Here is a 24,709-nt window from a genome sequence, read left to right on the forward strand (position 1 = left end):
TTTGACCATAACAATTTGAGAAATCATGAAAACTTTTTCTGCAAAATCCCATGAGGTAGTGCATGAATGGTTCGTGATTGACGCTACGGACAAAGTCCTCGGTCGTGTCGCCAGTGAAGTGGCACTCCGTCTACGCGGCAAGCACAAGCCTGAATACACCCCACACGTTGATACCGGCGACTTCATTGTTGTCATCAACTCTTCTAAGCTGCGTGTCACAGGCACAAAAGGCTTGAACAAAATTTATTACCGTCACAGCGGATACCCAGGTGGTATTAGCTCGACTAACTTCGACAAGATGCAAGATCGTTTCCCAGGTCGCGCTTTGGAGAAGGCTGTGAAGGGTATGTTGCCAAAAGGCCCACTAGGCTATGCCATGATCAAGAAATTGAAAGTCTACGGCGACGCCAATCATCCGCATGCGGCTCAACAGCCAAAAGCGTTAGAGATTTAAGGAAACCAAATGGCTATTAATTACGGAAATTGGAATTACGGTACAGGTCGTCGCAAGAGCTCTGTAGCACGTGTATTCATTAAATCTGGCAAAGGTGAGATTATCGTTAACGGTAAACCTATCGATGCTTACTTTGCTCGCGAAACATCACGCATGATCGCTCGTCAGCCTTTGGCTCTCACAGCCCACCTAACAACCTTTGATATCAAAGTAAACGTTAGTGGTGGCGGTGAAACTGGCCAAGCTGGTGCAGTTCGTCACGGTGTTACTCGTGCATTGATCGACTACGACAACGCATTGAAGCCAACTCTGTCTAAAGCAGGTTTGGTAACTCGCGATGCTCGTGAAGTTGAGCGTAAAAAAGTTGGTCTGCATGGCGCGCGTCGTCGTAAGCAGTTCAGCAAGCGCTAATTCTTTCAGTCGCTTAAGTTTTATCGAAAGGGTCGCGCAAGCGGCCCTTTTTGTTTCTACAATCTAGGTATTAAAGAAATAAAATTCATCAGTCAGTATTTTGGAGAATGGCATGATTAAAGTTGGCATCGTAGGTGGCACTGGATATACCGGAGTGGAATTGTTGCGTCTATTGGCTCAGCATCCTGAGGTAAAAATTCAGGCAATTACTTCTCGGACAGAAGCTGGCATGCCAGTGGCTGAGATGTTTCCATCTTTACGTGGCCGCATTGATCTGAAATTCACGACACCGGATGAAGCCAAGTTAAATGAATGCGACGTGGTGTTCTTTGCAACACCACATGGCGTAGCAATGGCGCAAGCCAAAGAGTTACTTGCTAACAATGTGAAGATTTTGGATCTCGCTGCTGATTTCCGTTTGAAAGACGTTAAAGAATTTGCTAAGTGGTATGGCATGGAGCATGGCTGCCCAGAAATTTTGGCTGAAGCAGTTTATGGTTTGGCAGAAATTAATCGTGAAGAAATTAAAAAAGCACGCGTAGTAGGTTTAGCTGGTTGCTACCCAACTTCTGTGCAGCTTGGGCTTGCCCCATTGCTTTCACCAAAGTCTACTGGTGGCAAGCAACTGATTGATGGCACGCATATTATTTCTGACTCAAAGTCAGGTACATCTGGTGCTGGACGTAAAGCAGAGATTGGAACCTTGCTGTCAGAGTCTAGCGATAACTTCAAAGCCTACGGTGTTAAAGGTCATCGCCATCTTCCTGAAATCGTCCAAGGCTTGAAAGCGATCGCTGGTCACGATCAGATTGGTTTAACATTTGTGCCGCACTTGACGCCAATGATTAGAGGGATCCATTCAACCTTGTATGTTCGCTTAACTGAAGCTGGCATGAAAGTGGATTTCCAAAAGCTGTATGAGGACTTCTACAAAGGAGAGCCTTTTGTAGATGTAATGCCGGCTGGCAGCCATCCAGAAACGCGCTCTGTGCGGGGGAGCAATGGATTGCGGATTGCAATCCATCGTCCTGGCGATGGTGATACTTTGGTTATTTTGGTGGTTGAGGATAACTTGGTGAAGGGTGCCTCAGGCCAGGGTGTTCAGTGTATGAACCTCATGTTTGGCTTACCTGAGACCACTGGATTAACCCAGATTGCTGTTTCACCATAATCAGGCGTGCTGGAAAGACCCTTCAGCACACTTGGAATTAAAAGCCTAAAATAGATTATTGCCTTTTGAATTAGGAGTAAATCATGACCCAACTAGCTACACAAGAAACTGCGCAACCAGCACAAGACTTAGCCGAACCACCAACTCCTTTGGTGTTTACGGATAGCGCTGCTGCAAAAGTGGCTGACTTGATTGCTGAGGAAGGCAATCCTGAATTAAAACTGCGTGTGTTTGTTCAAGGCGGCGGTTGCTCAGGATTTCAATACGGTTTCACATTTGATGATGCTGTGAATGAAGATGACACACTCTTTGAAAAGAACGGCGTTACTTTGTTGGTTGATTCAATGAGCTTCCAATACTTAGTTGGCGCTGAGATTGATTACAAAGAAGATATCAATGGTTCACAGTTCGTGATTAAGAATCCAAATGCCCAAACTACTTGTGGTTGCGGATCTTCTTTCTCTGCTTAAAGAGAGAAAGCAATTTAATTACGCAGGATAGCAAGCACCTAGAATTCTAGGACCCTTCGCTCCCGTAACGGCTGGCAAATTTGCTGGCCGTTTTTCTTTATGGGCCCAAGCAAGCCATGCGAACGCGAGGCCTTCTACGAGTTGTGGATCAATGCCAAGTGCATCGCTAGTCACAATCTCCAGTGATTTTTTGAATAGGGCTTCAGCTCTGGTTTTAAATAAATCCAGTAAGGCAATATTGCGCGCACCACCACCGCAGATAATCAGGGTCTGGGTTTGCGGGGCATAGCGCTCTAAAGCTTGCAAGGCTGAGTCCACAGTTAATTGCAATAGTGTGGCTTGTACATCTTCGGCGTTGATGTTGTCTGAGCCAATTTGCTTTTGCAACCACTCTAGATGAAAGTCATCACGCCCTGTGCTCTTTGGTGGCGCTTTTGCGAAAAATGCATCACCCATCATTCTTGATAATAGCGCTTGATTGACTTTACCTTGTGATGCCCAAGTACCGTTCTCATCAAAGGCATGACCTTGCTGATCTGCAATCCAAGCATCCATCAGCATATTGCCGGGCCCGCAATCAAATCCTTTTACTTCACCATCTTTGGGTAATAGGGTCAGGTTAGCAATACCGCCAAGGTTGAGTACAGCGATGTTTTTATCTGTAGAAAACTGTTGCGCATGAAAGGCCGGTACTAGAGGTGCGCCATGACCACCAGCAGCAAGGTCACGACTTCTAAAGTCTGCGATGACATCAATCCCAGTCAACTCTGCAAGAAGTGCTGGATTGAGAGTTTGATGGGTATAGGCAAGGTGATGAGCAAGATCAGCTTGGTGACGAATAGTCTGGCCGTGAGCGCCAATCGCGCTGATATCTGTTGCAGAAAGCTTAGCCTGAGTAAGTAATTGCTTGACCGCATCCGCATAGGCTGCGGCTAAGGAGTTGCCAGCTTGGTTTTCCCGGTGAATCTCGTTTGGCCCAGGGGTCTGGAGGTCCAGTAAGGCTTTACGTAATTCGGGGCTAAAGGCGATGCTTACGGAGTCTAGAAGGCATGCCTCCCCTGAGGCTTCAATTTTTGCCAGCACGGCATCTATCCCATCTAGGCTAGTGCCAGACATCAGGCCAATATAGAGAGATTGAGGCTTATTCATGCGGTATCAGGACTTTGTTCTCAGGAATGCGACAATTATGCTTTAGCAATCTAAATACTAATTTAACCGAATCAGTTACCCAATTTCGCATGACGGCTAAACCAGAACAAAAATACCCGCTGACCCCTGAAGTTTTTGCAGCCCTTGAAGTAACTAAAAGGGGTTGTGATGAGTTATTGGTCGAGGCGGATTGGATTCAGAAGCTGGCTAAGAGCCAGGCGACAGGCACGCCTTTGCGTATTAAATTGGGTTTAGATCCAACTGCGCCTGATATTCACTTGGGCCATACGGTTGTTTTAAACAAGTTACGTCAACTGCAAGATTTGGGCCACACTGTCATTTTCTTGATTGGTGACTTCACCAGCATGATTGGCGATCCTTCTGGACGCAATGCAACACGTCCCCCACTGACTGCTGAAGAAATTGCCGTGAATGCACAGACTTATTATCGTCAAGCGAGCATGGTGCTTGATCCTGCTAAAACTGAAGTGCGCTACAACAGTGAGTGGTGCGATCCTCTAGGTGCCCGCGGCATGATTCAGTTGGCGGCACGGTATACCGTTGCGCAAATGTTAGAGCGAGATGACTTTACAAAGCGCTACCGTAGTGGCGTACCGATCTCTGTACATGAGTTCTTATATCCATTGATGCAGGGCTATGACTCTGTTGCCTTGAAGAGTGACCTAGAGCTCGGCGGTACGGATCAGAAATTTAATCTTTTAGTTGGGCGCGAGCTCCAACGTGAGTATGGCCAAGAGCCGCAATGTATTTTGACTATGCCTCTCCTTGTTGGTTTGGATGGCGTAGACAAGATGAGTAAGTCCAAAGGCAATTACATTGGCATCAGCGAGCCTGCTGGCGAGATGTTTGGCAAGCTCTTGAGCATCTCCGATGAATTAATGTGGGATTACTTCACCTTACTCTCATTCCGCCCGATGGCTGAAATTGATTTAATGAAACAAGAAGTGGCTGCCGGCAGAAATCCAAAAGATTGCAAAGTCCTGCTCGCACAAGAAATCGTCGCGCGTTTCCATTCACAAGCTGCTGCAGAAAAAGCATTAGAAGACTTTAATCATCGTGCAAAAGGCGGCATTCCAGATGACATCCCAGAGGTGAATCTCACTGGCGCCCCAATGGGAATTGCTGGTCTTCTGAAAGCTGCTGGTCTGGCGCCATCTACGTCTGAAGCAATGCGCAACATTGAGCAAAACGGTGTGAAGATTGATGGCGTAACCATTACTGATAAGCAATTGAAAGTTGAAGCTGGCGCTTATGTAGTGCAAGTTGGCAAACGTAAGTTCGCTAAGGTAACTCTGAATTAAGTCTTAGGACTCTATTGCGGAGTTGTTTGGTGGAGTAAGTCCAAAGTGCTCGTAAGCTAGCCTTGTAGCCATTCTTCCTCTGGAGGTTCTTTGTAGATAGCCTTGTTGAATCAGGTAAGGCTCTAAGACATCCTCAATGGTGTCACGCTCTTCACCAATCGCTGCAGCCAAGTTATCAATACCTACTGGGCCACCATCAAACTTATGCAAGATGGCTTCAAGTAGTTTTCTGTCCATCACATCAAAACCACTTGGGTCTACATCAAGCATCTTCAATGCTGCATCGGCCATGGCTTTAGTAATAGTGCCAGTGCCTTTAACTTCAGCATAGTCACGTACGCGACGTAATAGGCGATTGGCGATACGTGGAGTGCCTCTAGCACGCTTCGCAATCTCAATTGATCCCTCTGGGTCAATATCGGCCTTGAGTAGGCTGGCAGAGCGCGTAATGATTTTGGTGAGCTCTTCTGTGGTGTAGAACTCGAGTCTTGCCACAATGCCAAAGCGGTCACGTAGAGGATTGGTGAGCATGCCGGCACGAGTGGTTGCGCCAATCAAAGTAAATGGCTTGAGATCAATTTTGACGCTACGTGCTGCGGGACCTTCGCCAATCATGATGTCTAAGCTGTAGTCCTCTAGTGCTGGATACAGAATTTCTTCGACCACAGGAGAGAGGCGATGAATCTCATCAATAAAGAGCACATCGTTTGCTTCTAAATTGGTCAGTAAGGCAGCCAGGTCACCAGGTCTATCGAGAACGGGGCCGCTAGTTTGGCGCAAGTTCACACCAAGCTCTCTAGCAATGATGTGGGCTAAGGTAGTTTTGCCAAGACCGGGAGGACCAAACAAGAGAACGTGATCTAGAGCTTCTTGACGAGCACGAGTTGCAGTAATAAAGATTTCTAGTTGGGCGCGTGCCTTAGTTTGACCAACATACTCATCAAGTTGCTTTGGGCGCAGAGCTCTTTCGAAGACGGCTTCCGAGTTTCCGGCTGCACCGCTAACAATGCGGTCATTGCCTTCCGGTAAATCTTCAGGAATTGAGCTGAGGTCTTCTGTGTGGATTGCCATACTGCAAGTGTAGTGGTGTTTGGGTGACTAGTTATGAAGACTTTGAGAGGTACTTTAGGCCCATGCGGATGCCGTCTGAAACTGTGGTGTCAGGCGGTATTTGTTTGAGGGCAAGATGCGCTTCTTTTTCTGAATAACCCAGTGCCAAGAGGGCCTGCAATACTTCGCTGCTTGCTTCAATCGCCTGTGGTTTGCCACCCACAATTCCTAAATCTGGAGCCAACTTGCCTTTGAGTTCAAGGCAAAGGCGTTCAGCAGTCTTTTTGCCAATGCCAGGGACTTGAGTCAGACTTCCTGCTTCTTGCATAGCAATGGCTTGGGCCAATTCATTGACGCTCATGCCAGAAAGTACGGCAAGGGCAGTGCGTGAACCGACGCCACTAATCTTGATGAGCTGTCTAAATGCCTCACGCTCTGTTTCAGTGGCAAAGCCAAAGAGTTGTTGTGCATCTTCACGAACTTGGAAGTGCGTGAGAAGTGTAATTTTTTGATTGGTCTCTGGAAGTTGATACAAGGTGCTCATTGGCACATCGATCTCATAGCCAACGCCTTGGCAATCTACCAAGAGGCGAGGAGGGTGAACTGAAACGAGAATGCCTTGTATGCGACCAATCATGTAAAGATCTTAACCTGTTTGTATTGTTATTTCTTGCTAGTCTTTTTGGGTGCAAGGGCAGCAGTAATTGCTTTTGGTATTTGGGCGTGATGCGCAGCGCAAATCGCTACTCCCAAAGCATCGGCTGCATCTGCTCCAGGTGCACGGCTTAGACGCAGTAAACGCTTCACCATTTCTTGAACTTGAGGCTTAGTAGCTCTACCAGTTCCCACGATAGACTGCTTCACCCTGAGTGCGCTGAACTCCGCAACGGGAAGATTGTCTGATACCAGGGCTGCAATCACTGCGCCTCGAGCCTGCCCTAGCATCAGGGTAGAGCGAGGATTGACGTTCAGAAATACTTCTTCAATGGCTGCTTGCTCTGGTTGGTAGGTCTCCAGCACTTCTTTAATGCCGGCGTACAAGATTCCCAATCTAACGGGAAGGCCTTGGTCTGGATCACCACTTTCAATCGTCCCAGAGGCTACGTAGCTCAGTTTTTGGCCATCAACATCAATGACACCAAAACCCGTTGTTCGTAGACCTGGGTCGATTCCTATCCAGCGCATGGTTGCTTAGTGACGGAAGTGACGTGTGCCAGTGAAGATCATGGCAATGCCGTGCTCATTAGCTGCTGCGATGATTTCATCATCACGCATGCTGCCACCAGGCTGGATAGCGCAGCTTGCACCACCATTCACAACGACATCTAAACCATCGCGGAATGGGAAGAAGGCATCACTTGCCACTGCAGAACCTTTGAGGCTTAAACCTGCATTCTCGGCCTTAATGCTTGCCATGCGAGCAGAGTCTACGCGGCTCATTTGGCCAGCACCAATGCCGAGAGTCATTCCGTTAGCGCAATACACAATCGCATTGGACTTCACAAACTTGGCAACGCGCCATGCAAACATCATGTCGTGCATTTCGCTTGGGGTCGGAAGACGCTTGCTCACAACACGCATTTCATTTTCAAGGACGTTCTTCGCATCAGGGGACTGAACGAGTAAGCCGCCACCAACACGTTTGAAGTCAAAAGTATTAAATGCGGTGCCTAGAGGAATTTCTAAGAGGCGCACATTTTGCTTGGCAGCAAAAATCGCTTTTGCTTCAGCGCTAAAGCTTGGCGCAATCAATACTTCCACGAACTGCTTAGAAATCGCTTCAGCTGCGGCGCCATCACATGGCACGTTGAAGGCAATAATGCCGCCAAAGGCTGAACTCGGATCTGTTTTGAATGCCTTTTGATACGCCTCGAGGGCGTTGGCAGCAACCGCTACACCGCAAGGGTTTGCATGTTTGATGATGACGCAAGCTGCGGCACCGCCAGCATTACCAGTAAAGCTCTTGACGCATTCCCAAGCAGAGTCAGCATCAGCAATGTTGTTGTAGGAGAGCTCTTTGCCTTGTAATTGTTTGTAGTTGGCAAGCGCACCATCAACTGGATAAATGTCTTTGTAGAAAGCTGCCGATTGGTGTGGGTTCTCGCCATAACGCATCTCTTGTACTTTTTCAAAGGCAAGGTGCAGTGTTTCTGGATAAGCGGAACGCTTCTTGTGATCGAGGTCATCACCTAATGCAGATAAGTAATTTGCAATTGCGCCGTCGTATTGGGCAGTATGCGCAAATACCTTTTTAGCTAGACCCAAATTGGTCTTATAAGAAACTACGTTCTTATTGGCTTTCATTTCTTCGAGTACGGGTGCGTAGTCTTCTGGAGAAATGAGTACTGTCACATCTTGATGATTCTTGGCAGCAGCACGCAACATTGCTGGACCGCCGATATCAATGTTCTCAACCGCATCTTCAAATGAGCAATCTGCTTTAGCAACTGTCTCATTAAATGGGTAGAGGTTAATCACGAGCATATCGATCGTATCGATACCATGCTCTTTTAAAGCAGCCATGTGCTCAGGAAGATCCCTACGAGCCAATAAACCGCCATGCACCATTGGGTGCAATGTCTTTACACGACCATCCAGCATCTCTGGAAACTTAGTGAGTGAAGACACTTCCACTACAGGCAAATTGTTTTCAGCTAAGAGTTTTGCGGTACCGCCAGTAGAGATCAGCTTGACGCCTTGCTCATGAAGGGATTTGGCGAACGGCACAATGCCATTTTTATCGGAAACAGAGAGTAGGGCTGTACGGATCATATTTTTCAGAAGGATTAATTAATAAGGAATGTGTAAATAGGGTCTGGCTTATTTCAGTAACTGGTGTTCAGCCAATTTCTTGTGCAGCGTGTTGCGGTTGATACCCAGGTACTGGGCAGCCAATGATTGATTTTGCTTCGCATGCTGCATCACTAATTCGAGCATCGGCTTTTCGACTACTGCGAGAACCATTTGGTACAAGTCAGATGGGGGTGTTCCTTTGAGATCATCCAAATAACGTTGGAGTTGGGTCTCAATACATTCAGTGATGGGGTGCTTATTGGTCATGGATAAATTAAATAACTAAAAACTAAATTTAGGCTGCTTCTAAAAATAACAAACGATCAGAGTGGGATTTCATTTCATTGAAAAAATCATTCACCATCTGTAATTGGGTTTTGCAATCATCGGCAGTATTCATTCTTTGGCGGAAGGCATGTGAGTCACGTAAGCCTTTGCAATACCAACCGATATGCTTACGCGCTGTGCGCAAGCCGACATATTCGCCATAGAACTCATAGTGATCAATCAGATGGGCGTTCATGATCTCTTGAATCTCATTAATCTGCGGTGTTGGTAATTTGCCGCCCGTTTCCAGAAAGTGATTGATCTCACGAAAGATCCAAGGACGTCCTTGAGCGGCACGGCCAATCATGATGGCATCGGCACCAGTTTCTTTTAAAACAAATTCTGCTTTTTCTGGAGTGGTGATATCACCGTTAGCAACCACCGGAATAGCAACACTGTTCTTTACTGCGGTAATGGTTTCATATTCTGCTTCGCCGTGATACAGGTCAGCTCGCGTGCGACCATGAACAGTCAACATGGAGATGCCTGATTTCTCAGCTAGGCGGGCAATGTCAATTGCATTTTTATGTTCGCGATCCCAGCCTGTCCGAATCTTTAATGTCACCGGAACTGCATCGGGCCCTACACCTACAGCCTGAACTATGGCCTCTAAAATTTGTTGCACTAAGGGCTCGTCTCGCAATAGCGCAGAACCGGCTGCAACATTGCAAACCTTTTTGGCTGGGCAACCCATATTGATATCAATGATCTGGGCACCATGATCGACATTCAGTTTGGCTGCGGCAGCCATCATCTGTGGATCAGCCCCTGCGATTTGCACTGCGATTGGCTTAAATTCACCTTGGTGATTAGCGCGACGCTGGGTTTTTTCACTCTTCCACAGCAATGCGTTCGAGGCAATCATTTCAGATACGGCATAACCAGCACCTAGCTTTTTACAAAGCTGACGAAATGGACGATCTGTTACCCCAGCCATCGGGGCAACAAATAATCTATTTGCGAGCAGGTGTGGGCCAATCTTCATCTGTTTCGGGCTGGGTTCTGGAGGGCTGTAAGCGCTTGGGAAAGGGTGTCACTTTAGCACAAGTCAGCCCAAATCTGCCTAAAAAATAGGCAGATTACGTGATTTAGATCAAACGGGGAATGCTTGTATTTAGAAGGCTATTTAAGCCCCTTAGCGCCTGCCAAACATCATCTGGCGAGCTAAGGCTGTTTTGACTGATGGGACCCATTGGAGGGCCGATAAAGCCAATCCACGACCGATCACAATAGGCAGTAGATTGGAGGTGAAGATTCTGGCCATGAAGTCGGTTAAGCCAATGGTGGCAGACCGGTCAGCCTTACGGCTTTGGGCGTAGTCCTGCAGGGTATTTTCAATGGCTAAAGGGGTTTTTTGATCTTCAGGCTTCGAGAATAAGGCGCTCAGTTTTTCGGCCAAGAGGTAGGCATCCCTCAATCCAAGGTTTAGACCCTGTCCTGCAACGGGATGCAAAGTCTGAGCAGCATTGCCAATCCAAACTTCATTTCCCTGAGTAATTTCTTTGCGGTAATTGAGCCCCAGCTCATAGAGGCGGCGATCTTGGATTTTGAGGAATTGACCAATACGCGAGCCAAACTCGGCTTGCAGGCTTTTCAGAAATTCGGAATCACTTAATGCGAGACGTGCTTGTGAAGAACTTGGGGTTACACACCAAACTAGATTCAGAATATTGGGGCCATAGTGACTTGGCAAAACTGCCAAAGGTCCTTCGGATGTAAATCGCTCCCATGCTTGGTAGGGCGCTGCATTCTCAACCTCAACCAAACCAACTAAAGCGGATTGCTCATAGTCTCTACCAGACTCTACCCAATCCTGAGTTTTAAATAAACCACCTTCAGCATGAACTACACATTTGGCTTGAATATTTAATGCATCTGCTTGCGCATCAATATGCTTCCAAACAAAATTCGGACTTTTTGTTTGGATAGCTCTTAAAGCTTTGCGCAATGTCAGGTGAATATCGCGATAGCGAATGATGTGACCTAAAGCATCTTGTTTCAATTCTTCGCGAGTCATGAGAGCGCGGCCAAAACGACCTGCTTGTGACACGTGCACCCGATGAATATCTGCACACTCAGTGGGCCATGCATTAATAGTGTCGAGCAAGAGTTTGCTACCGTGCGATAAAGCAATTCCTCTGCTATCAGCAGCGGCTAAATCGGCATCGTCTACAGGATTGCGATCGAGTAATACGATTTTGGCTTCTGGAAATTTTTGCAGACACCATGCTGCGCAGGCTAAACCAACTGGCCCGCCACCCTGAATCGCAATATCAAAATTTGTTGCTGACATGCTTGGCAATTTAATTATTCTTCATCAGTGCTTCGATTTCATCGGCTTTGACTGGTACGCCGCGAGAAATCAATTCACATCCAGAGTCGTTGATAACGGCATCATCTTCAATACGAATGCCGATATTCCAAAAGCGTTCATCTACATCGTCTGCTGGACGAACATATAGACCTGGCTCAATAGTGAGAACCATGCCGGCCTTGAGAAGGCGCCAGGGCTTTTCTGAAGAGTCTGTTGATGTGCTTAGTGGTTCGCGATAGGAGCCAACATCATGTACATCCATACCCAACCAGTGTGAGGTGCGGTGCATGTAGAAGCGACGATATGCACCAGTCTCAATTGCATTATCTAGTGAGCCCAATTCAGATAGCTTGAGAAGCTTTTCATCAAGCAATCCTTGAGTCAGGACTTTGAGTGCAGCTTCATGTGGCTGCATAAAAGTATTACCGGGCTTAGTTGCTGCAATAGCTGCCTCTTGCGAAGCCAGCGTGATGTCGTAGAGTGCGCGTTGCGCCCCTGTGAACTTGCCATTCACTGGGAATGTGCGAGTAATGTCGGAGGCATAGCCATCTAGTTCGCAGCCTGCATCTATTAAGCAAAGTTCGCCGCTTCGCAGTTCAGTATCACCAGCGCGGTAATGCAGAATGCAGGAGTTGGCACCACTAGCCACAATGCTGTTGTATGCAACGCTTTGAGCACCGCTATAGCGGAACTCATGAAGAAGTTCGGCTTCGAGATGATATTCACGCATGCCAGGTTTGCAGACTTGCATTGCACGAATATGGGCGCGCGCAGAAATTTGAGCAGCGCGACGCATGATGTCAATTTCATGTGCATCTTTAAAGAGACGCATTTCATGAATCAAGCTCTCTACATCATGAAACTCTGAAGGTGGGTTAACGCCGGTACGGGCCTGAGTTCGCACTTGCTTCATCCAATGACGTAGGCGACGATCTGTCTCTGCACTTTCTGAGAGGCGAATATAGACAGCATCTTGATCCGCCAATAATTGACCCAGCTTCTTGTCTAATTCATGATTGCTATGCGCATACTCCACACCTAAGATTGAAGGTGCTGCATCTGGCCCTAGGCGAATACCATCCCAGATTTCACGCTCTGCGTCTTTGGGTCTGCAAAAAAGATGGGACTCCAGTTGAGCTTGGGATGCTGATCCAGCAATCTTGAGTACCAATGTTGCGCCCGGCTCTTCAAAACCGGTGAGGTAGAAAAAATCACTATCGTGACGATAAGGAAATTCGCTATCTCGATTGCGGGAAGTCTCTGGCGCCGTAGTAATGATGGCAATGCCCCCACCAGTTTTGGCGCAGACCAGTTTTGCTAATTCAATCCGACGTTGTTGGTAAATATTGGACTTATTCATGCGCTGCATTGAGCTCTTGTAATCGTTGGGGCGTACCTACATCGTGCCACGGACCGGTATATTTTTCACCGGACACTCTATTGTCGGACATCGCCTCCCTGAGGAGCGGGGCTAACTTAGTAGGTACATCCCACTCTACATCTTTAAAGAGGTCTCGGTGATATAGCCCAATACCGGAAAAAGTGAGTTTTTCAGCTCCATCAAGCGATTCATTGGCCACTTTGGAGTCCTTGAGATAAAAGTCCCCCTCAGGGTGCTGAACCGGGTTGGGAACCATCAAAAGATGTGCCAAAGGCTGATTTGGCATGCTTCGCAAACTGGAGACTTGTTCCAAAAGCTGCTCAATCGGCAGATTTGGGCTAAAAACATCCCCGTTTATGACTAGGAAGTAATCGCTAGGGTTGAGCAAAGGTAGTGCCTTGCGAATCCCGCCTGCCGTTTCTAGGGCGCTAGTTTCTGGGGAGTAGGTGATGCTGAGATCGAATTGGCTGCCGTTGCCCAAAGCCTTCTCAATCTTGTGGCCAAGCCAGGCATGGTTAATGACGACCTCCTTAATGCCAGCCGCACTCAAGGCTTCTAAATGCCAAGCTAGTAAGGATTTGTTTTTAATGGTGAGGAGTGGCTTAGGTAATTCATCCGTCAGTGGACGCATGCGCTCGCCTCGACCAGCGGCCAGTAAAAAGCACGGAATGAGATTGCGCTTATTCATGACAGTTTGCTGTTATTCCTTAGTAGGGCGCGTCGACTCTAATAAGCGTGCCAAGGGCTTTAATTCGATATAGCGATTTGCAGTGGCAATCGCATACTCCAGCACCAATGGGATATCTTTGAGATAGCCATCTTTGCCATCGCGATGAAACAGCCTTGCAAAAATACCTAAGACTTTGAGATGGCGTTGTAAACCCATCCACTCAAAGTCACGATAGAACTGACCAAAATCATCGGGCATTGGCAATCCTTCTTTGCGGCCAGCTTCCCAAAATTTAATCACCCAATCAATTACGCGTTCTTCTGGCCATGCAATGTAAGCATCACGCCAGAGTGAAGATGCATCATAAGTGATGGGGCCATAAACCGCATCTTGAAAATCGATCACTCCAGGATTATTTTTTGCAGTCACCATCAAGTTGCGTGAGTGATAGTCACGATGAACATAAACTTTTGCTTGTGCAAGATTGTTTTGAATAATGAGTTCAAATGCTTGCTTAACTTGAGAATGTTGAAGTTCAGTTAATTCGATGTGCAAATGTTTCTTGAGATACCACTCAGGAAATAAATCTAACTCACGTTGTAAGAGTGCTTCATCATAGTTTGGCAATACATCTGGCTTGCTAGCTAATTGCATTTGCACTAAAGCATGAGTTGCATCTTTGTACAGATGATCTGCGCTCTCAGAATTGAGTTCTGCAAGATATGTTTTGGTGCCAAGATCGTTGAGTAAAAGAAAGCCTTCGGCTACATTTTTTTCTAAAATTTTCGGGACGTTTAGGCCGGCATTTTCGAGCAATAAATCGACCTTAATGAAGTCATCTAAGGGTTCATGTTGGGGTGGGGCGTCCATCACGATCAAAGTCGGAAAATCCGGGTTTTTGGACTCAATCCGGAAATACCGCCGAAAGCTGGCATCTGCCGAGGCGGGGGCCAAAGTGGGGTGATCTAATTGCCAGCTAGGTTCAAGGCCTTTTAGCCAGTTACGGAGGGTGTTTAAGCGAGAGTCAGTCATGGTCGATTCGTATAATAAGGCGGGTCTGGATCTATGAGTCATTATCGCCGTCGCGCCGGCCTTTGCGCCCCTCTTTTTTTAGCTGTCACCCTGCGCGTAATGATGGGGGTTGGATTGTCACAATTTGCGCTTCCAGGCGCCGCTCAAGCACCCGCACCTTTACCCCCTTCCTCGCAGTCTTTAGGTAGCTCTGCTAACTCCGTTTTAATTCCTGATCGTGGTGATGTCACCGTCTTAAAGTTGGATGATCAATTGCGGGTTGGTAAACCTATCGCTGACGGTAATGCTTTGACTTTTACCTCTAGCGATTCGATTGATGGAATCATCGATCGTGAAATGCGTTTAAAAGGCCGTGCGCAAATTCGTCGTAATGGCGCAGTGATTAAAGCAGATGAAATTAAATACGATCCCGATTCTGATGTGGCGAATTTATCAGGCAATACTGAGTTTTCAAAAGGCAATGCTTCGTTCAAGGGACCAAAAGCGCGCTTCAGAGTGGATGCTCGCGAAGGCGAAATGGAATCTCCGAATTATAAATTGCGTGATAACCGGGCCAGCGGCAATGCAAAAAAATTAACAATCGAAACATCAGATGTATTTGTATTTGATAAAGCAACCTACACAACCTGTACCCCTGAAAATTTGGATTGGTATTTCACAGCAAGCACGCTCGAGATTGATAACGAACAAAAAGAAATGGTGGGTACGCACGGTGTCATGCGCTTCTTTGATGTGCCTATTGCTTATGTCCCTTACTTTACTGCGCCAACATCAAATCAACGCCGCTCTGGAATATTGGCTCCTGTAGCGGGTTACAACTCTAATAATGGTATTGATGTGACGCAGCCTTACTACGTCAACATCGCCCCGAATCGCGATTTGTTGTTGATACCGCGAGTGATGGGTCAACGGGGTGTTCAGATGGGCGCTAAATATCAATTTTTGGATCAGCAATACGCTGGTAGTTTGGGCGGAGACTATCTCCCTTATGACCGTAAAACTGGTACCGATCGCTGGCGCTATGACTGGCAGCAAAGACAGAACTTTAGCGGAGACTTATTGGGGATGGGTGGCATCCCAATTGCTGGCGCATGGACGGGCTATGCCAACGTTGCGCGTGTTTCAGACAGTCTCTACCCCACAGATTTTTCTCAAAGCATTGCGGGTGCTGTAACTAATCAGTTTCGTCAGGAGCTTGGAACAACCAAGAACTTAACCGGGAGTCTGAGTAATTGGATTGTTTCCGCAAAGGCAGTGACTTTTCAGACCTTGCAGCCAGACCTGACTGCACCGGTTCAGTCGCCGTACAACGTATTGCCAAATATCAATGCATCCTACACCAATCGATTAACTCCAACGGTTTCAGATGCTAGTGGTAAGTACCTGACATTGCCCTCTGGGCCAATCACTACGTTCTCAACGGATTACACCCGCTTTGCCTATAACGTAAATAGTAATCTTGCTTATGCTCCAGCAGGCTACCTCTATAGCCAAGCGGATCGCACTGTAATTAAAGGTGCAATGTCTTTGCCACAGATTACTCCTGGCTATTACGTCACCCCTAAGGTGAGCTTCCAGTCGAATACCTATGCTGCTACCGCAGCTGTGACTAGTAATAACCCCTTGGGTGCCGCACCTCCGCCGCAGGGGTTCACTATCCCCACTTTTAGTCTTGACTCAGGTCTTGCTTTTGAAAGAGATGCAGCAGAATTAAAAGGCTTCTTTGGGCGAGATATGCTCCTCACCATGGAGCCGAGAGCCTTTTATGTCTATACCCCTTATCAAAGCCAGGCTATGACGCCTTTGTTCGATACGGCTGATGCAGGCTTTGGTGTAACTCAGATCTTTAGCGAAAATACATTTATTGGTAATGACCGTATTGCCGATAACAATAAATTAACCGGTGGTTTAACTAGCCGCATGATTGAGGCAAGTACTGGTGCTGAGCGTGCAAACGTAACTGTTGCTCAACGTCAGTCTTTTACGGGGCAAAAGGTAGGTCTCAATGGCAATATCGCTAATCCAACAACCTATTCAGACACATTGGGGTCAGCCTCGGTCCGTCTGCTTGGAAACTTTAGCGCCGACATGTTTGGTCAGTACAACACGCAGTTAAATAAATTTGTGCAGACTACAGTTGGTGGAAGTTGGCGCCCTACGCCAGGTAGAAGCTTGAACTTTGGGTATCGAAACGTCTGGTCTCCGCCAACGCAAGCATTTGGTCCCACTCCAGCAACCTTGGCGCAGACGACAACTGACCAATACAACGTTTCAGGCCAGTGGCCAATTACTCGTGAGGTGTCGGTCTTGGGTCGTTGGGGTTATGACGCATTAACTACCAAAACACTCAATACTCTGGTGGCTTTGGAGTGGATGCGGGACTGCTGGACTTTTAGAGGGGCCTACACGCAAATGCTCAATACCTCACAAATAACCACCACTCAGATTTTATTCCAAATAGAATTTAGGGGCTTTGGTAGTGCTGGTAGCAATCCAGTTGATATCATGAAGCTTAATGTTCCCGGATATATGCCTACTTCCAAGCCTATACCACCTTCAACATATGAGAACTATCAATGATGCGTAGGAATCGATTTAACCAAGCCCTTGCAGCCATGATTTTGGCTGGCGCTGCTTTTATGTCTCAATTTGCATTTGCGCAAGATAGCTCAAAAACTTCGGGCGATAGCAAAATTCGTAATATTGATGGTGTTGCAGCAGTCGTTAATACTGGTTACGTAACGCGTAAAGAGATTGATGATCGTATTGCTGCATTGCAAAAGCAGGGTACTAAATTGCCCGATCCCGTCACTTTGCGTAAGACCATTCTCGAGCGCCTCATCATTGAAAAGATTCAACTGCAAAATGCCGCACAAGAGGGAGTGGTTGTTAGTAGTAAAGAGCTCGACAAAATTATTGCTGATATTGCCGCTAAGAATAAATTAACTTTAGCTGAGCTAAAGGTAAAAATCGCTGCAACTGGAAGTAGCTATGAGCGCTATCGTCAGATGTTGCATGATGACGTAGTTATTAGCCGTTATCGTGAGCGCGAAGTAGAAGGCAAGATTAAGATCTCTGATGCGGAAATTGATAACTTCATTACTGATCGTAATCGTGCGGTAGCTGGTGGAGGAAAGCCAACACGTTCTACCCCAGCTGCAAAAGGTGAGCCAGAGGAAATCGATGTGGCGCAGATTTTCATACCAGCTGATGCGGGTGCAGGTGCCCAAGCTGATGCAAAGAGAAAAGCAGAATCATTGTTGCGTGAAGCGCGTGGCGACGTTGATTTCTTGCAATTGGGTGCAATGGCTGCAAAAGAGAATCCAAAGATTAAGTTTCAAGAGATGGGATATCGAACGCCAGATCGCTTACCGCAATTGTTTTACGAGGCCATTAGAAATACCGGTGGCGGACAGGTTGCGAATGCAGTTGTTAAGAGCCCTGCTGGTTATCACGTACTCAAGGTTCTTGACAGACGTGCGCTAGTGGCTGGTGCGCCTGAGCCACAGCAGGCTGCGGCTCAAGAGACTTCATCTACCCCGCAAAATATTATGGTAACGCAGACTTTGTCACGCCACATTTTGTTGCGAAGTCGTGCAGGCCTGACGGATCAGGATGCTGAAAGACGCCTAGCGGGTTACCGTGATCAGGTTCGTGCAAAGACTGCTGATTTTAGTGAGCTGGCTAAAAAGTACTCTGAAGATGGATCTGCTGCAAACGGTGGCGATCTTGGTTGGATGGGCCCTGGCGATCTAGTTCCTGAATTTGATCAGGCTATGAATCGTTTGCAAATTGGCGAGGTGAGCAATCCAGTGAAGTCGGAGTTTGGTTGGCATTTAATTCAAGTGCTGGAGCGTCGTGAAGCTCAGTTGACTGTAGAGAAGCAACGTCAATTTGCTCGTGCGGCAATTCGTGAGCGCAAGTTTGAGCAGGCTTATCAAGATTGGTTGCGTGAGCTACGCGACACGGCTACGGTGAAGATCATTAACGCAGATGATCCAGCAGCCAGCCCTCGTTAACCTAGTCATCAGCTCTGGAGAACCTGCAGGGGTTGGTCCAGAGGTCTCTATTGCAGCTGCACTCGCTTTTTTGCAAGAGCAACCTGCAAGCACGATTACTGTGCTTGGGGATTCAAATTTATTTTCAGCAGTTGATATCCCTAAAGAACTGTCTGCCCGATTGATTGTGGAAGTCATCCCACTTGCTGCCCCGGTAGTTGCTGGTCAGCTAAATCCCGCCAATGCGCAGTATGTGCTCAATATTCTCGATACCGCTGTTAAGGGGTGTCTAGATGGTCGCTTTGATGCCATGGTGACTGCGCCAATACAAAAGAGTGTTATCAACGAGGGGTCAACATCAAGCGATACCTTGTTTACTGGCCATACTGAATACCTAGCGAAGCTTTGCCATCAAGAGCATGTTGTCATGATGTTGTGTGCGACATTGCCAGCAGGATTTTTAGATCTAAACAAAAGCCACGACCTTCGGGTGGCTTTAGTAACAACACACCTGCCTCTAAGCGCAGTTCCAGAGGTGCTCAATTATCAGCATATTCTGGAAACCATTCAGATTGTTGATCAGGATTTGCGGACAAAATTTGGTATTGCTAAACCCGTGATTCGGGTGGCGGGCCTAAACCCACATGCAGGTGAATCCGGTTATCTTGGGCGCGAAGAAATCGATGTGATTGCGCCAGCTATTGAAGCGGCTAAAAATTTAGGTATTCAGGTAAATGGACCCTATCCAGGTGACACGATGTTTGATGCCAAGGTCTTGGATAGCGTGGATGCGTTCATTGCGATGTATCACGATCAAGGTCTTGCGCCATTCAAGTTTGTGAGCTTTGGTGGGGGCGTCAATGTCACCTTAGGTTTGCCGATTATTCGCACCTCGGTGGATCATGGCACAGCGTTAGACATCGCTGGTAAAGGGCTTGCAGACCCAGGCAGCATGTTAGAAGCTTTGCGACTGGCATATCAATTGGTAGAAAATATAAAGAACGTAAAGAATCTCAAGATATGACGCATCGCGCCCGTAAACGATTTGGCCAAAACTTTTTGCAAGACTCTGGAGTAATTTATTCCATCGTTGCAGCCATCAATCCTAGTGAAAATATGCACGTGATTGAAATTGGTCCGGGCCTTGGCGCTTTAACAAAGCCTTTATTAAGCAATCTAGATCACTTAGATCTTTTAGAGATTGATCGAGATTTGGTGGCGTATTGGAATCAAGAGAATCTTAAGGGTTTGAATGTTATCGAGGGTGATGCTCTTAAGTTTGATTTCTTAGAATGGGCAAATGCACGTCCAGCCAATAGTGGGCTATGTAAGGTAGTTGGTAACTTGCCTTACAACATATCTTCGCCATTGCTCTTTCATCTTGTTTCCGCTGCGCATGCGATTGATGAGCAGGTATTTATGCTCCAGGCTGAAGTTGTCGAGCGCATGGTCTCCAAGGCTGGTGGTTCTGAATTCAGCAGACTTTCTGTCATGTTGCAGGCTCGCTATGACATGGAGCAAGTTTTAGAAGTTCCGCCCGAAGCCTTTGATCCGCAGCCTAAGGTCAATTCTGCTGTAGTGCGAATGATTCCGCGACGAGATTTCAGTCTAAGTGATGCTCAGTGGCATGCTTTGGAAAAGGTAGTAGCTGCAGCGTTTTCTCAAAGAAGAAAAATGCTGCGCACTAACTTGTCAGCCTTTGCTGATCGACTTTCTTTATCTGAATCAGAATTAAAAGCGCGTGCCCAAGATATTCCGGTGGAGCGCTATATTGAGTGGGCCAAAACTTTAGCCCAGTAAGCCCGCGGGTCTACTGGTAAGCAGTAGGGTCAATCACTCGCATTTCAGCTTCAATCCACTTTTCTACTTCTTGATGCAGTTGCCCACCGGTTTTTCCGACAGAGGTAATGGCAGGGCCGATTGAGAAGATGATTGTTCCAGGTTGCTTTAGAAAGCTATTCTTGGGCCAGCAACGACCTGCGTTGTGGGCGATTGGGATAACCAGTGCTTCAGTAGCGCTTGCAAGCCTTGCGCCACCCTTGCTGTAAGGCTTATGTGATCCAGTGGGAGTTCTAGTGCCTTCCGGAAACAATAAAATCCATTTACCTTCACTTAAGCGTTTTTTGCCTTGTCCGACTACTGAGAGGGCGGCGGTTTCTTTGCTATTGCGATTAATGTGAATCATCTTGAGTAAAGCCAAAGCCCAGCCAAAGAAAGGAATCCAAAGCAATTCTCTTTTGAAAACGAAGCAGACTTGCTTTGGAAGCTTGGCGATATAAAAAATGGTTTCGTAGGCAGATTGATGTTTACTCAGCACAACAACGGGCTTATCCAATACTGCCATCATGTTTTCCATTCCGCGAATCTCGTAACGAATGCCGCAGAGGGGTTGCAAGATCCAAATTACCACCTTATTCCAGAGTCCGATAAAGCGATAGCGATTCTCGGGATTGAGGAACGGAAATACCAGTATGCAAAGTACCGACCAGATCGGGGTGAATACCAGCAAGAAGAGGGTAAACAGAGCTGAGCGAATAAAAGTCATAGTTGCATTAAACCTTATCTTGTAAGAGTGCATTCGCAAATGCCATCAAATCCGCATGAATCTGGGTACCTTCTGGGAGGCCGCCTTTATCCAAGGTTTTACTACCTTTGCCGGTCAATACTAAATGTGGGCTAGCGCCAAGAGCAACGCCTGCTTGCAGGTCGCGTAAGGAGTCACCCACAATTGGTACTCCCAATAACGGTGTGGCACTCTGATTCTTTTTGTAGCGTAGGGCAATCTCTTTCATCATCCCTGGCAGTGGCTTGCGGCAATCGCATGCATTGGCGTCGGTATGTGGGCAGAAGAAAATACTGTCGATGTGACCACCCAAAGGCTTGAGTAGTTTATCCATCTTGCCATGCATGGCATGAAGATCGTTGATATTGAAATAACCCCGCGCCAAACCAGACTGGTTAGTGGCTATGGCGATTTGGTAACCCGCTTGATTGAGTAGTGCGATTGCTTCAAGGCTGCCGGGTAGCGGAATCCACTCATCGCTCGACTTCACATAATCATCTCGATCTTCATTAATCACGCCATCGCGATCAAGAATAATCAGTTTAGAAGAGCTGATGCTCATGCTAATTTGCCGAGGTCGGCAATGAGATTCATTTTCTGGTGAAGTTGTTGCAGGAGGGCTAAGCGGTTATCGCGTAACTCTGGATTTGGATCCATCACCATGACGTCGGCAAAGAACTGATCAATTGGGGCGCTGAGAGCAACGAGTGCTTTCAGGAGATCCACGAACTGACGTTTTTCGTACGCCGTTGTCAGTGTTGGGGTCAGCTTCTCAAGTGCTTGATGTAGTGCGATTTCAGCAGGAAGCTGCAAGAGTGTGCTGGAGCAATTCGCCGGAATAGCAGTAGCATTCTTTTTCAAGATATTGCTGATGCGCTTATTGGCAGCAGCTAACTGAGCTGCTTCTGCTAAGGCATTAAATTCACGCAAGGCAGTTAAGCGATCAATTAAATCATTGAGCTGGGCTGGTGACTGACTTAATACGGCATCAATCTCTTCGGTAGTAAATGGCTTACCTGCAACGGCTTGGTCGCGCAAGTAAGCGCGTAGACGATCAATAATGAAGGCGTAAATATCTTCCGCCTTAGCTTTTTCTTGAACGTCTTTTTGCGGAAATTGTTTGCGTGCTAGTTCAATTAAGTCAGGCAGGCTTAGGCTAAGATTCTTTTCTAGCAAGAGACGGCAGATTCCGAGAGCATGACGACGTAGAGCATAGGGATCTTTATCACCAGTAGGCGCAAGACCAACACCCCAAATACCGACGAGAGTCTCAAGCTTGTCTGCAATCGCTAGGATGGTACCAGTTTGACTTTGAGGCAAAGCATCACCAGCAAAGCGTGGCATGTAATGTTCGCTGCAAGCGGATGCTACTTCCGCGTTTTCGCCATCATGCGTTGCATAGTAGCGACCCATGATTCCCTGGAGCTCTGGGAACTCGCCAACCATATCGGTTAACAAATCAGTTTTAGCAATTTCAGCAGCACGACTGGCTAGCGCCTCATCAGCTGATAGGGCTTTAGCAATGCCCGCGGCAATTCCTTGAACACGCTTGGTACGGTCCAGTTGATTACCGAGCTGATTGTGATAAACCACTTTTCCAAGATCAGCTACACGGGACGCCAGTGGACGCTTTTGATCTTGTTGAAAGAAGAAGCGTGCATCGGATAGACGTGGGCGAACTACACGCTCGTTACCGGAAATAATTGCTTCTGGTTTATCAGTCTCAATATTAGAAACAATGAGGAAACGATTGCGTAACTTACCTTGCTTATCAGTCAAAGCAAAGTATTTTTGATTAGTCTGCATTGTCAGAATCAAGCATTCTTGTGGAACCTCTAAGAATTCTTGATCAAAATGACACTCATATATTGCTGGCCACTCAACTAAAGCGGTCACTTCATCTAACAGGCTATCTGGCATCAACACTAAATCAGTACCAGCAGCTTTTAATAATGCGGACTCGATAAATTCACGACGTTTGTTAAAGCTTGGCAATACTTTTGCTTTGGTGCTGAGATCGGATTCATATTGATCTGCAGAGGCAATCGTAATGACGCCAGGAGCTAGAAAACGATGACCTTCTGTTTGGTTTTCTGCGTCAATGCCCAGTGCGCTGATATGTAATGTTTGCTTGCCATGCAGGGCGATGATACGGTGTGCAGGACGTGCAAATTCAACGTCTGCCAATTCACCATTTTTCTGCAGCACTTGGTAGTGCATCATTTTGGCAATGGGCAATTTACTCAGCGTCTGCTCGAGCGCTTGTTGTGCCGTTTGTTCTAATGCTGCACCTTTGGCAATGACATTGAGATATAGCGCTTCATTTTTTCCTTCACCAGCTTTTTCTAAGGTGGAGAGGTCGATATCAGCGTAACCCAAGGAAGCTAATTTCTTTTGTAGTGGCGCAGTCGGTTTTCCATCAGCATCAAAAGCAATGCTGGTCGGTAGTAATTTTTCACGTACCGGATAGTCTGGGGCTTGGCTTAAGACATTAGTTACTTGAACAGCAAGGCGACGCGGTGTAGCAAAGCTAGCAGCAACGGAGTTTTCGCTCAAGAGTCCTGCGGACTTCAGTGTGGAAAAAATACCTTCACTAAAAGCATCACCTAAGCGACGCAAAGATTTCGGTGGAAGCTCTTCGGTAAATACTTCAATCAGAAGATTGTCTGATTGAGAGGGGGAATTCGGTGTACTCATAATTAGATCGAGCTACTTAGGCTTTGGATTGACGTTGGCACATCGGGAATCCCAACTTCTCTCGGGACTCAAAGTAAGCCTGTGCTACCGCGCGAGATAAATTGCGGATGCGACCGATATAGGCGGCACGTTCGGTCACTGAGATGGCGCCACGGGCATCCAGTAAATTAAAAGTATGTCCAGCCTTGAGTACCATTTCATAGGCAGGCAAGGCTAATGGCACTTCCATCAAACGTTTGGCTTCACTTTCGTAATTAGTGAAGTTTGCAAACAATAGGTCAGTATTGGAGTGTTCAAAGTTGTAGCAAGACTGCTCCACTTCATTCTGGTGGTACACATCACCATAAGAGATGCCATCCGCCCAAACGAGGTCATATACGTTGGAGCAATTTTGGATGTACATCGCTAGGCGCTCGATACCGTAAGTGATCTCTCCTAAAACTGGTTTGCAGTCAATGCCGCCAACTTGCTGGAAATAGGTGAACTGCGTCACTTCCATGCCGTTAAGCCAGACTTCCCAGCCCAAGCCCCATGCACCCAGGGTTGGGTTTTCCCAGTCGTCCTCAACAAAACGCACATCGTTCTTTTGGAGATCGAGACCTAAAGCAGCAAGTGAGCCTAAGTAAAGCTCAAGAATGTTTTCTGGTGCAGGCTTAAGCACTACCTGGTACTGGTAGTAGTGCTGTAAACGATTCGGGTTCTCTCCATAGCGACCATCTTTTGGTCTGCGTGAAGGTTGAACGTAAGCAGCTTTCCATGGCTCAGGGCCAATGGCCCTCAAGAAAGTGGCTGTATGAGATGTACCGGCACCGACCTCAAGGTCAATAGGTTGCAATAGGGCGCAACCTTGTTGGTCCCAGTAATCTTGGAGTTTGAGAATGATTTGCTGAAAAGTAAGCATGATTTA

The 24,709-nt window shown here is 47.0% G+C and carries 24 protein-coding genes; 9 read left to right on the forward strand and 15 right to left on the reverse strand.

Going from position 1 to position 24,709, the window contains the following annotated elements; genetic code table 11:
* The first annotated feature begins 25 nt into the window (after positions 1-25).
* The 4 genes from rplM to erpA all read left to right on the forward strand — a co-directional run bounded on the left by rplM (position 26) and on the right by erpA (position 2,506).
* Positions 26-454, forward strand: a complete 429-nt coding sequence (gene rplM / locus ICN30_RS02450) for a 50S ribosomal protein L13 (protein WP_011903721.1) — start codon at positions 26-28, stop codon at positions 452-454.
* A gap of 9 nt (positions 455-463) precedes the next feature.
* Positions 464-865, forward strand: a complete 402-nt coding sequence (rpsI, locus tag ICN30_RS02455; RefSeq protein WP_071466175.1) for a 30S ribosomal protein S9 — start codon at positions 464-466, stop codon at positions 863-865.
* A 112-nt stretch (positions 866-977) separates the two neighbouring features.
* Entirely contained in the window at positions 978-2,036 is a 1,059-nt protein-coding gene (argC, locus tag ICN30_RS02460; protein WP_216178562.1) for an N-acetyl-gamma-glutamyl-phosphate reductase, read from the forward strand.
* Between the two features lie 83 nt (positions 2,037-2,119).
* Complete coding sequence (gene erpA / locus ICN30_RS02465) at positions 2,120-2,506, forward strand: iron-sulfur cluster insertion protein ErpA (protein WP_012358423.1); 387 nt, start codon at positions 2,120-2,122, stop codon at positions 2,504-2,506.
* A gap of 18 nt (positions 2,507-2,524) precedes the next feature.
* Here the strand turns inward: erpA and ICN30_RS02470 are convergent, their stop codons facing one another.
* The gene (locus ICN30_RS02470; RefSeq protein WP_216272981.1) at positions 2,525-3,655 is read right to left on the reverse strand and encodes an anhydro-N-acetylmuramic acid kinase; all 1,131 of its coding nucleotides are present in this window, start codon (positions 3,653-3,655) and stop codon (positions 2,525-2,527) included.
* 89 nt (positions 3,656-3,744) lie between these two features.
* Here ICN30_RS02470 and tyrS point away from each other — a divergent pair, with 89 nt between their 5' ends.
* Positions 3,745-4,977, forward strand: coding sequence for a tyrosine--tRNA ligase (tyrS, locus tag ICN30_RS02475; protein ID WP_216272983.1), 1,233 nt, complete (start codon positions 3,745-3,747; stop codon positions 4,975-4,977).
* A gap of 3 nt (positions 4,978-4,980) precedes the next feature.
* Here tyrS and ruvB read toward each other — a convergent pair whose 3' ends face one another.
* The 10 genes from ruvB to ICN30_RS02525 all read right to left on the reverse strand — a co-directional run bounded on the left by ruvB (position 4,981) and on the right by ICN30_RS02525 (position 14,544).
* On the reverse strand, positions 4,981-6,048 hold the full coding sequence (ruvB, locus tag ICN30_RS02480; protein WP_216178559.1) for a Holliday junction branch migration DNA helicase RuvB: 1,068 nt from the start codon (positions 6,046-6,048) through the stop codon (positions 4,981-4,983).
* A gap of 31 nt (positions 6,049-6,079) precedes the next feature.
* Positions 6,080-6,664 carry a Holliday junction branch migration protein RuvA gene (gene ruvA, locus ICN30_RS02485; protein ID WP_216272985.1) on the reverse strand — a complete coding sequence of 195 codons (585 nt, stop codon included), beginning with the start codon at positions 6,662-6,664 and terminating at the stop codon, positions 6,080-6,082.
* Positions 6,665-6,690: 26 nt separating this feature from the next.
* A complete protein-coding gene (gene ruvC, locus ICN30_RS02490; protein WP_216272988.1) occupies positions 6,691-7,212 on the reverse strand; it encodes a crossover junction endodeoxyribonuclease RuvC in 522 nt (173 codons plus the stop codon).
* Between the two features lie 6 nt (positions 7,213-7,218).
* Entirely contained in the window at positions 7,219-8,799 is a 1,581-nt protein-coding gene (gene purH, locus ICN30_RS02495; RefSeq protein ID WP_216272990.1) for a bifunctional phosphoribosylaminoimidazolecarboxamide formyltransferase/IMP cyclohydrolase, read from the reverse strand.
* Positions 8,800-8,847: 48 nt separating this feature from the next.
* Positions 8,848-9,087 carry a helix-turn-helix domain-containing protein gene (locus tag ICN30_RS02500; RefSeq protein ID WP_216229794.1) on the reverse strand — a complete coding sequence of 80 codons (240 nt, stop codon included), beginning with the start codon at positions 9,085-9,087 and terminating at the stop codon, positions 8,848-8,850.
* A 28-nt stretch (positions 9,088-9,115) separates the two neighbouring features.
* Entirely contained in the window at positions 9,116-10,132 is a 1,017-nt protein-coding gene (gene dusB, locus ICN30_RS02505) for a tRNA dihydrouridine synthase DusB (protein WP_216272992.1), read from the reverse strand.
* A 150-nt stretch (positions 10,133-10,282) separates the two neighbouring features.
* Positions 10,283-11,440, reverse strand: coding sequence for an FAD-dependent monooxygenase (locus ICN30_RS02510; protein WP_216272994.1), 1,158 nt, complete (start codon positions 11,438-11,440; stop codon positions 10,283-10,285).
* 10 nt (positions 11,441-11,450) lie between these two features.
* A complete protein-coding gene (gene pepP, locus ICN30_RS02515) occupies positions 11,451-12,821 on the reverse strand; it encodes a Xaa-Pro aminopeptidase (protein WP_370626574.1) in 1,371 nt (456 codons plus the stop codon).
* Positions 12,814-13,530 carry an N-acetylmuramate alpha-1-phosphate uridylyltransferase MurU gene (murU, locus tag ICN30_RS02520; RefSeq protein ID WP_216272999.1) on the reverse strand — a complete coding sequence of 239 codons (717 nt, stop codon included), beginning with the start codon at positions 13,528-13,530 and terminating at the stop codon, positions 12,814-12,816. Before murU ends, pepP begins: the two co-directional genes overlap by 8 nt.
* Positions 13,531-13,542: 12 nt before the next feature.
* Positions 13,543-14,544, reverse strand: coding sequence for an aminoglycoside phosphotransferase family protein (locus ICN30_RS02525; protein ID WP_216273000.1), 1,002 nt, complete (start codon positions 14,542-14,544; stop codon positions 13,543-13,545).
* 33 nt (positions 14,545-14,577) lie between these two features.
* On the opposite strand from ICN30_RS02525, the gene ICN30_RS02530 reads away from it, so the two are divergent.
* From ICN30_RS02530 to rsmA, 4 genes are read left to right on the forward strand one after another with little or no spacing between them, the layout of a single operon-like run.
* Complete coding sequence (locus tag ICN30_RS02530; RefSeq protein WP_216273002.1) at positions 14,578-17,124, forward strand: LPS-assembly protein LptD; 2,547 nt, start codon at positions 14,578-14,580, stop codon at positions 17,122-17,124.
* Positions 17,124-18,563 carry a peptidylprolyl isomerase gene (locus tag ICN30_RS02535; protein WP_255533063.1) on the forward strand — a complete coding sequence of 480 codons (1,440 nt, stop codon included), beginning with the start codon at positions 17,124-17,126 and terminating at the stop codon, positions 18,561-18,563. The genes ICN30_RS02530 and ICN30_RS02535 overlap by 1 nt, the downstream gene beginning before the upstream one ends.
* Complete coding sequence (gene pdxA, locus ICN30_RS02540; protein WP_216273006.1) at positions 18,538-19,566, forward strand: 4-hydroxythreonine-4-phosphate dehydrogenase PdxA; 1,029 nt, start codon at positions 18,538-18,540, stop codon at positions 19,564-19,566. The genes ICN30_RS02535 and pdxA overlap by 26 nt, the downstream gene beginning before the upstream one ends.
* A complete protein-coding gene (gene rsmA, locus ICN30_RS02545; protein ID WP_216273008.1) occupies positions 19,563-20,342 on the forward strand; it encodes a 16S rRNA (adenine(1518)-N(6)/adenine(1519)-N(6))-dimethyltransferase RsmA in 780 nt (259 codons plus the stop codon). Before pdxA ends, rsmA begins: the two co-directional genes overlap by 4 nt.
* 10 nt (positions 20,343-20,352) lie before the next feature.
* On the opposite strand, the gene ICN30_RS02550 is transcribed toward rsmA, so the two are convergent.
* From ICN30_RS02550 to glyQ, 4 genes are read right to left on the reverse strand one after another with little or no spacing between them, the layout of a single operon-like run.
* Positions 20,353-21,087, reverse strand: a complete 735-nt coding sequence (locus tag ICN30_RS02550; RefSeq protein WP_216273010.1) for a 1-acyl-sn-glycerol-3-phosphate acyltransferase — start codon at positions 21,085-21,087, stop codon at positions 20,353-20,355.
* A 7-nt stretch (positions 21,088-21,094) separates the two neighbouring features.
* Positions 21,095-21,667, reverse strand: coding sequence for a D-glycero-beta-D-manno-heptose 1,7-bisphosphate 7-phosphatase (gene gmhB / locus ICN30_RS02555; RefSeq protein WP_216273012.1), 573 nt, complete (start codon positions 21,665-21,667; stop codon positions 21,095-21,097).
* Entirely contained in the window at positions 21,664-23,802 is a 2,139-nt protein-coding gene (glyS, locus tag ICN30_RS02560; protein ID WP_216273014.1) for a glycine--tRNA ligase subunit beta, read from the reverse strand. The genes gmhB and glyS overlap by 4 nt, the downstream gene beginning before the upstream one ends.
* A 16-nt stretch (positions 23,803-23,818) precedes the next feature.
* On the reverse strand, positions 23,819-24,703 hold the full coding sequence (glyQ, locus tag ICN30_RS02565; RefSeq protein WP_015422011.1) for a glycine--tRNA ligase subunit alpha: 885 nt from the start codon (positions 24,701-24,703) through the stop codon (positions 23,819-23,821).
* Positions 24,704-24,709 lie beyond the last annotated feature (6 nt).

Origin of the sequence: Polynucleobacter sp. 31A-FELB (assembly GCF_018882405.1) — a bacterium.
GTDB lineage: Bacteria > Pseudomonadota > Gammaproteobacteria > Burkholderiales > Burkholderiaceae > Polynucleobacter.

Bases quoted from the DNA above. Each gene is read 5' to 3' on its own strand.
- ruvA (WP_216272985.1), bottom strand. From the start codon at position 6,664: ATGATTGGTCGCATACAAGGCATTCTCGTTTCAGTTCACCCTCCTCGC.
- glyS (WP_216273014.1), bottom strand. From the start codon at position 23,802: ATGAGTACACCGAATTCCCCCTCTCAATCAGACAATCTTCTGATTGAA.
- ICN30_RS02535 (WP_255533063.1), top strand. From the start codon at position 17,124: ATGCGTAGGAATCGATTTAACCAAGCCCTTGCAGCCATGATTTTGGCT.
- ICN30_RS02525 (WP_216273000.1), bottom strand. From the start codon at position 14,544: ATGACTGACTCTCGCTTAAACACCCTCCGTAACTGGCTAAAAGGCCTT.
- ICN30_RS02530 (WP_216273002.1), top strand. From the start codon at position 14,578: ATGAGTCATTATCGCCGTCGCGCCGGCCTTTGCGCCCCTCTTTTTTTA.
- rsmA (WP_216273008.1), top strand. From the start codon at position 19,563: ATGACGCATCGCGCCCGTAAACGATTTGGCCAAAACTTTTTGCAAGAC.
- pdxA (WP_216273006.1), top strand. From the start codon at position 18,538: ATGATCCAGCAGCCAGCCCTCGTTAACCTAGTCATCAGCTCTGGAGAA.
- ICN30_RS02500 (WP_216229794.1), bottom strand. From the start codon at position 9,087: ATGACCAATAAGCACCCCATCACTGAATGTATTGAGACCCAACTCCAA.
- argC (WP_216178562.1), top strand. From the start codon at position 978: ATGATTAAAGTTGGCATCGTAGGTGGCACTGGATATACCGGAGTGGAA.
- rplM (WP_011903721.1), top strand. From the start codon at position 26: ATGAAAACTTTTTCTGCAAAATCCCATGAGGTAGTGCATGAATGGTTC.
- dusB (WP_216272992.1), bottom strand. From the start codon at position 10,132: ATGAAGATTGGCCCACACCTGCTCGCAAATAGATTATTTGTTGCCCCG.
- purH (WP_216272990.1), bottom strand. From the start codon at position 8,799: ATGATCCGTACAGCCCTACTCTCTGTTTCCGATAAAAATGGCATTGTG.
- ICN30_RS02550 (WP_216273010.1), bottom strand. From the start codon at position 21,087: ATGACTTTTATTCGCTCAGCTCTGTTTACCCTCTTCTTGCTGGTATTC.
- pepP (WP_370626574.1), bottom strand. From the start codon at position 12,821: ATGAATAAGTCCAATATTTACCAACAACGTCGGATTGAATTAGCAAAA.
- glyQ (WP_015422011.1), bottom strand. From the start codon at position 24,703: ATGCTTACTTTTCAGCAAATCATTCTCAAACTCCAAGATTACTGGGAC.
- ruvC (WP_216272988.1), bottom strand. From the start codon at position 7,212: ATGCGCTGGATAGGAATCGACCCAGGTCTACGAACAACGGGTTTTGGT.
- rpsI (WP_071466175.1), top strand. From the start codon at position 464: ATGGCTATTAATTACGGAAATTGGAATTACGGTACAGGTCGTCGCAAG.
- erpA (WP_012358423.1), top strand. From the start codon at position 2,120: ATGACCCAACTAGCTACACAAGAAACTGCGCAACCAGCACAAGACTTA.
- ruvB (WP_216178559.1), bottom strand. From the start codon at position 6,048: ATGGCAATCCACACAGAAGACCTCAGCTCAATTCCTGAAGATTTACCG.
- ICN30_RS02470 (WP_216272981.1), bottom strand. From the start codon at position 3,655: ATGAATAAGCCTCAATCTCTCTATATTGGCCTGATGTCTGGCACTAGC.
- gmhB (WP_216273012.1), bottom strand. From the start codon at position 21,667: ATGAGCATCAGCTCTTCTAAACTGATTATTCTTGATCGCGATGGCGTG.
- tyrS (WP_216272983.1), top strand. From the start codon at position 3,745: ATGACGGCTAAACCAGAACAAAAATACCCGCTGACCCCTGAAGTTTTT.
- murU (WP_216272999.1), bottom strand. From the start codon at position 13,530: ATGAATAAGCGCAATCTCATTCCGTGCTTTTTACTGGCCGCTGGTCGA.
- ICN30_RS02510 (WP_216272994.1), bottom strand. From the start codon at position 11,440: ATGTCAGCAACAAATTTTGATATTGCGATTCAGGGTGGCGGGCCAGTT.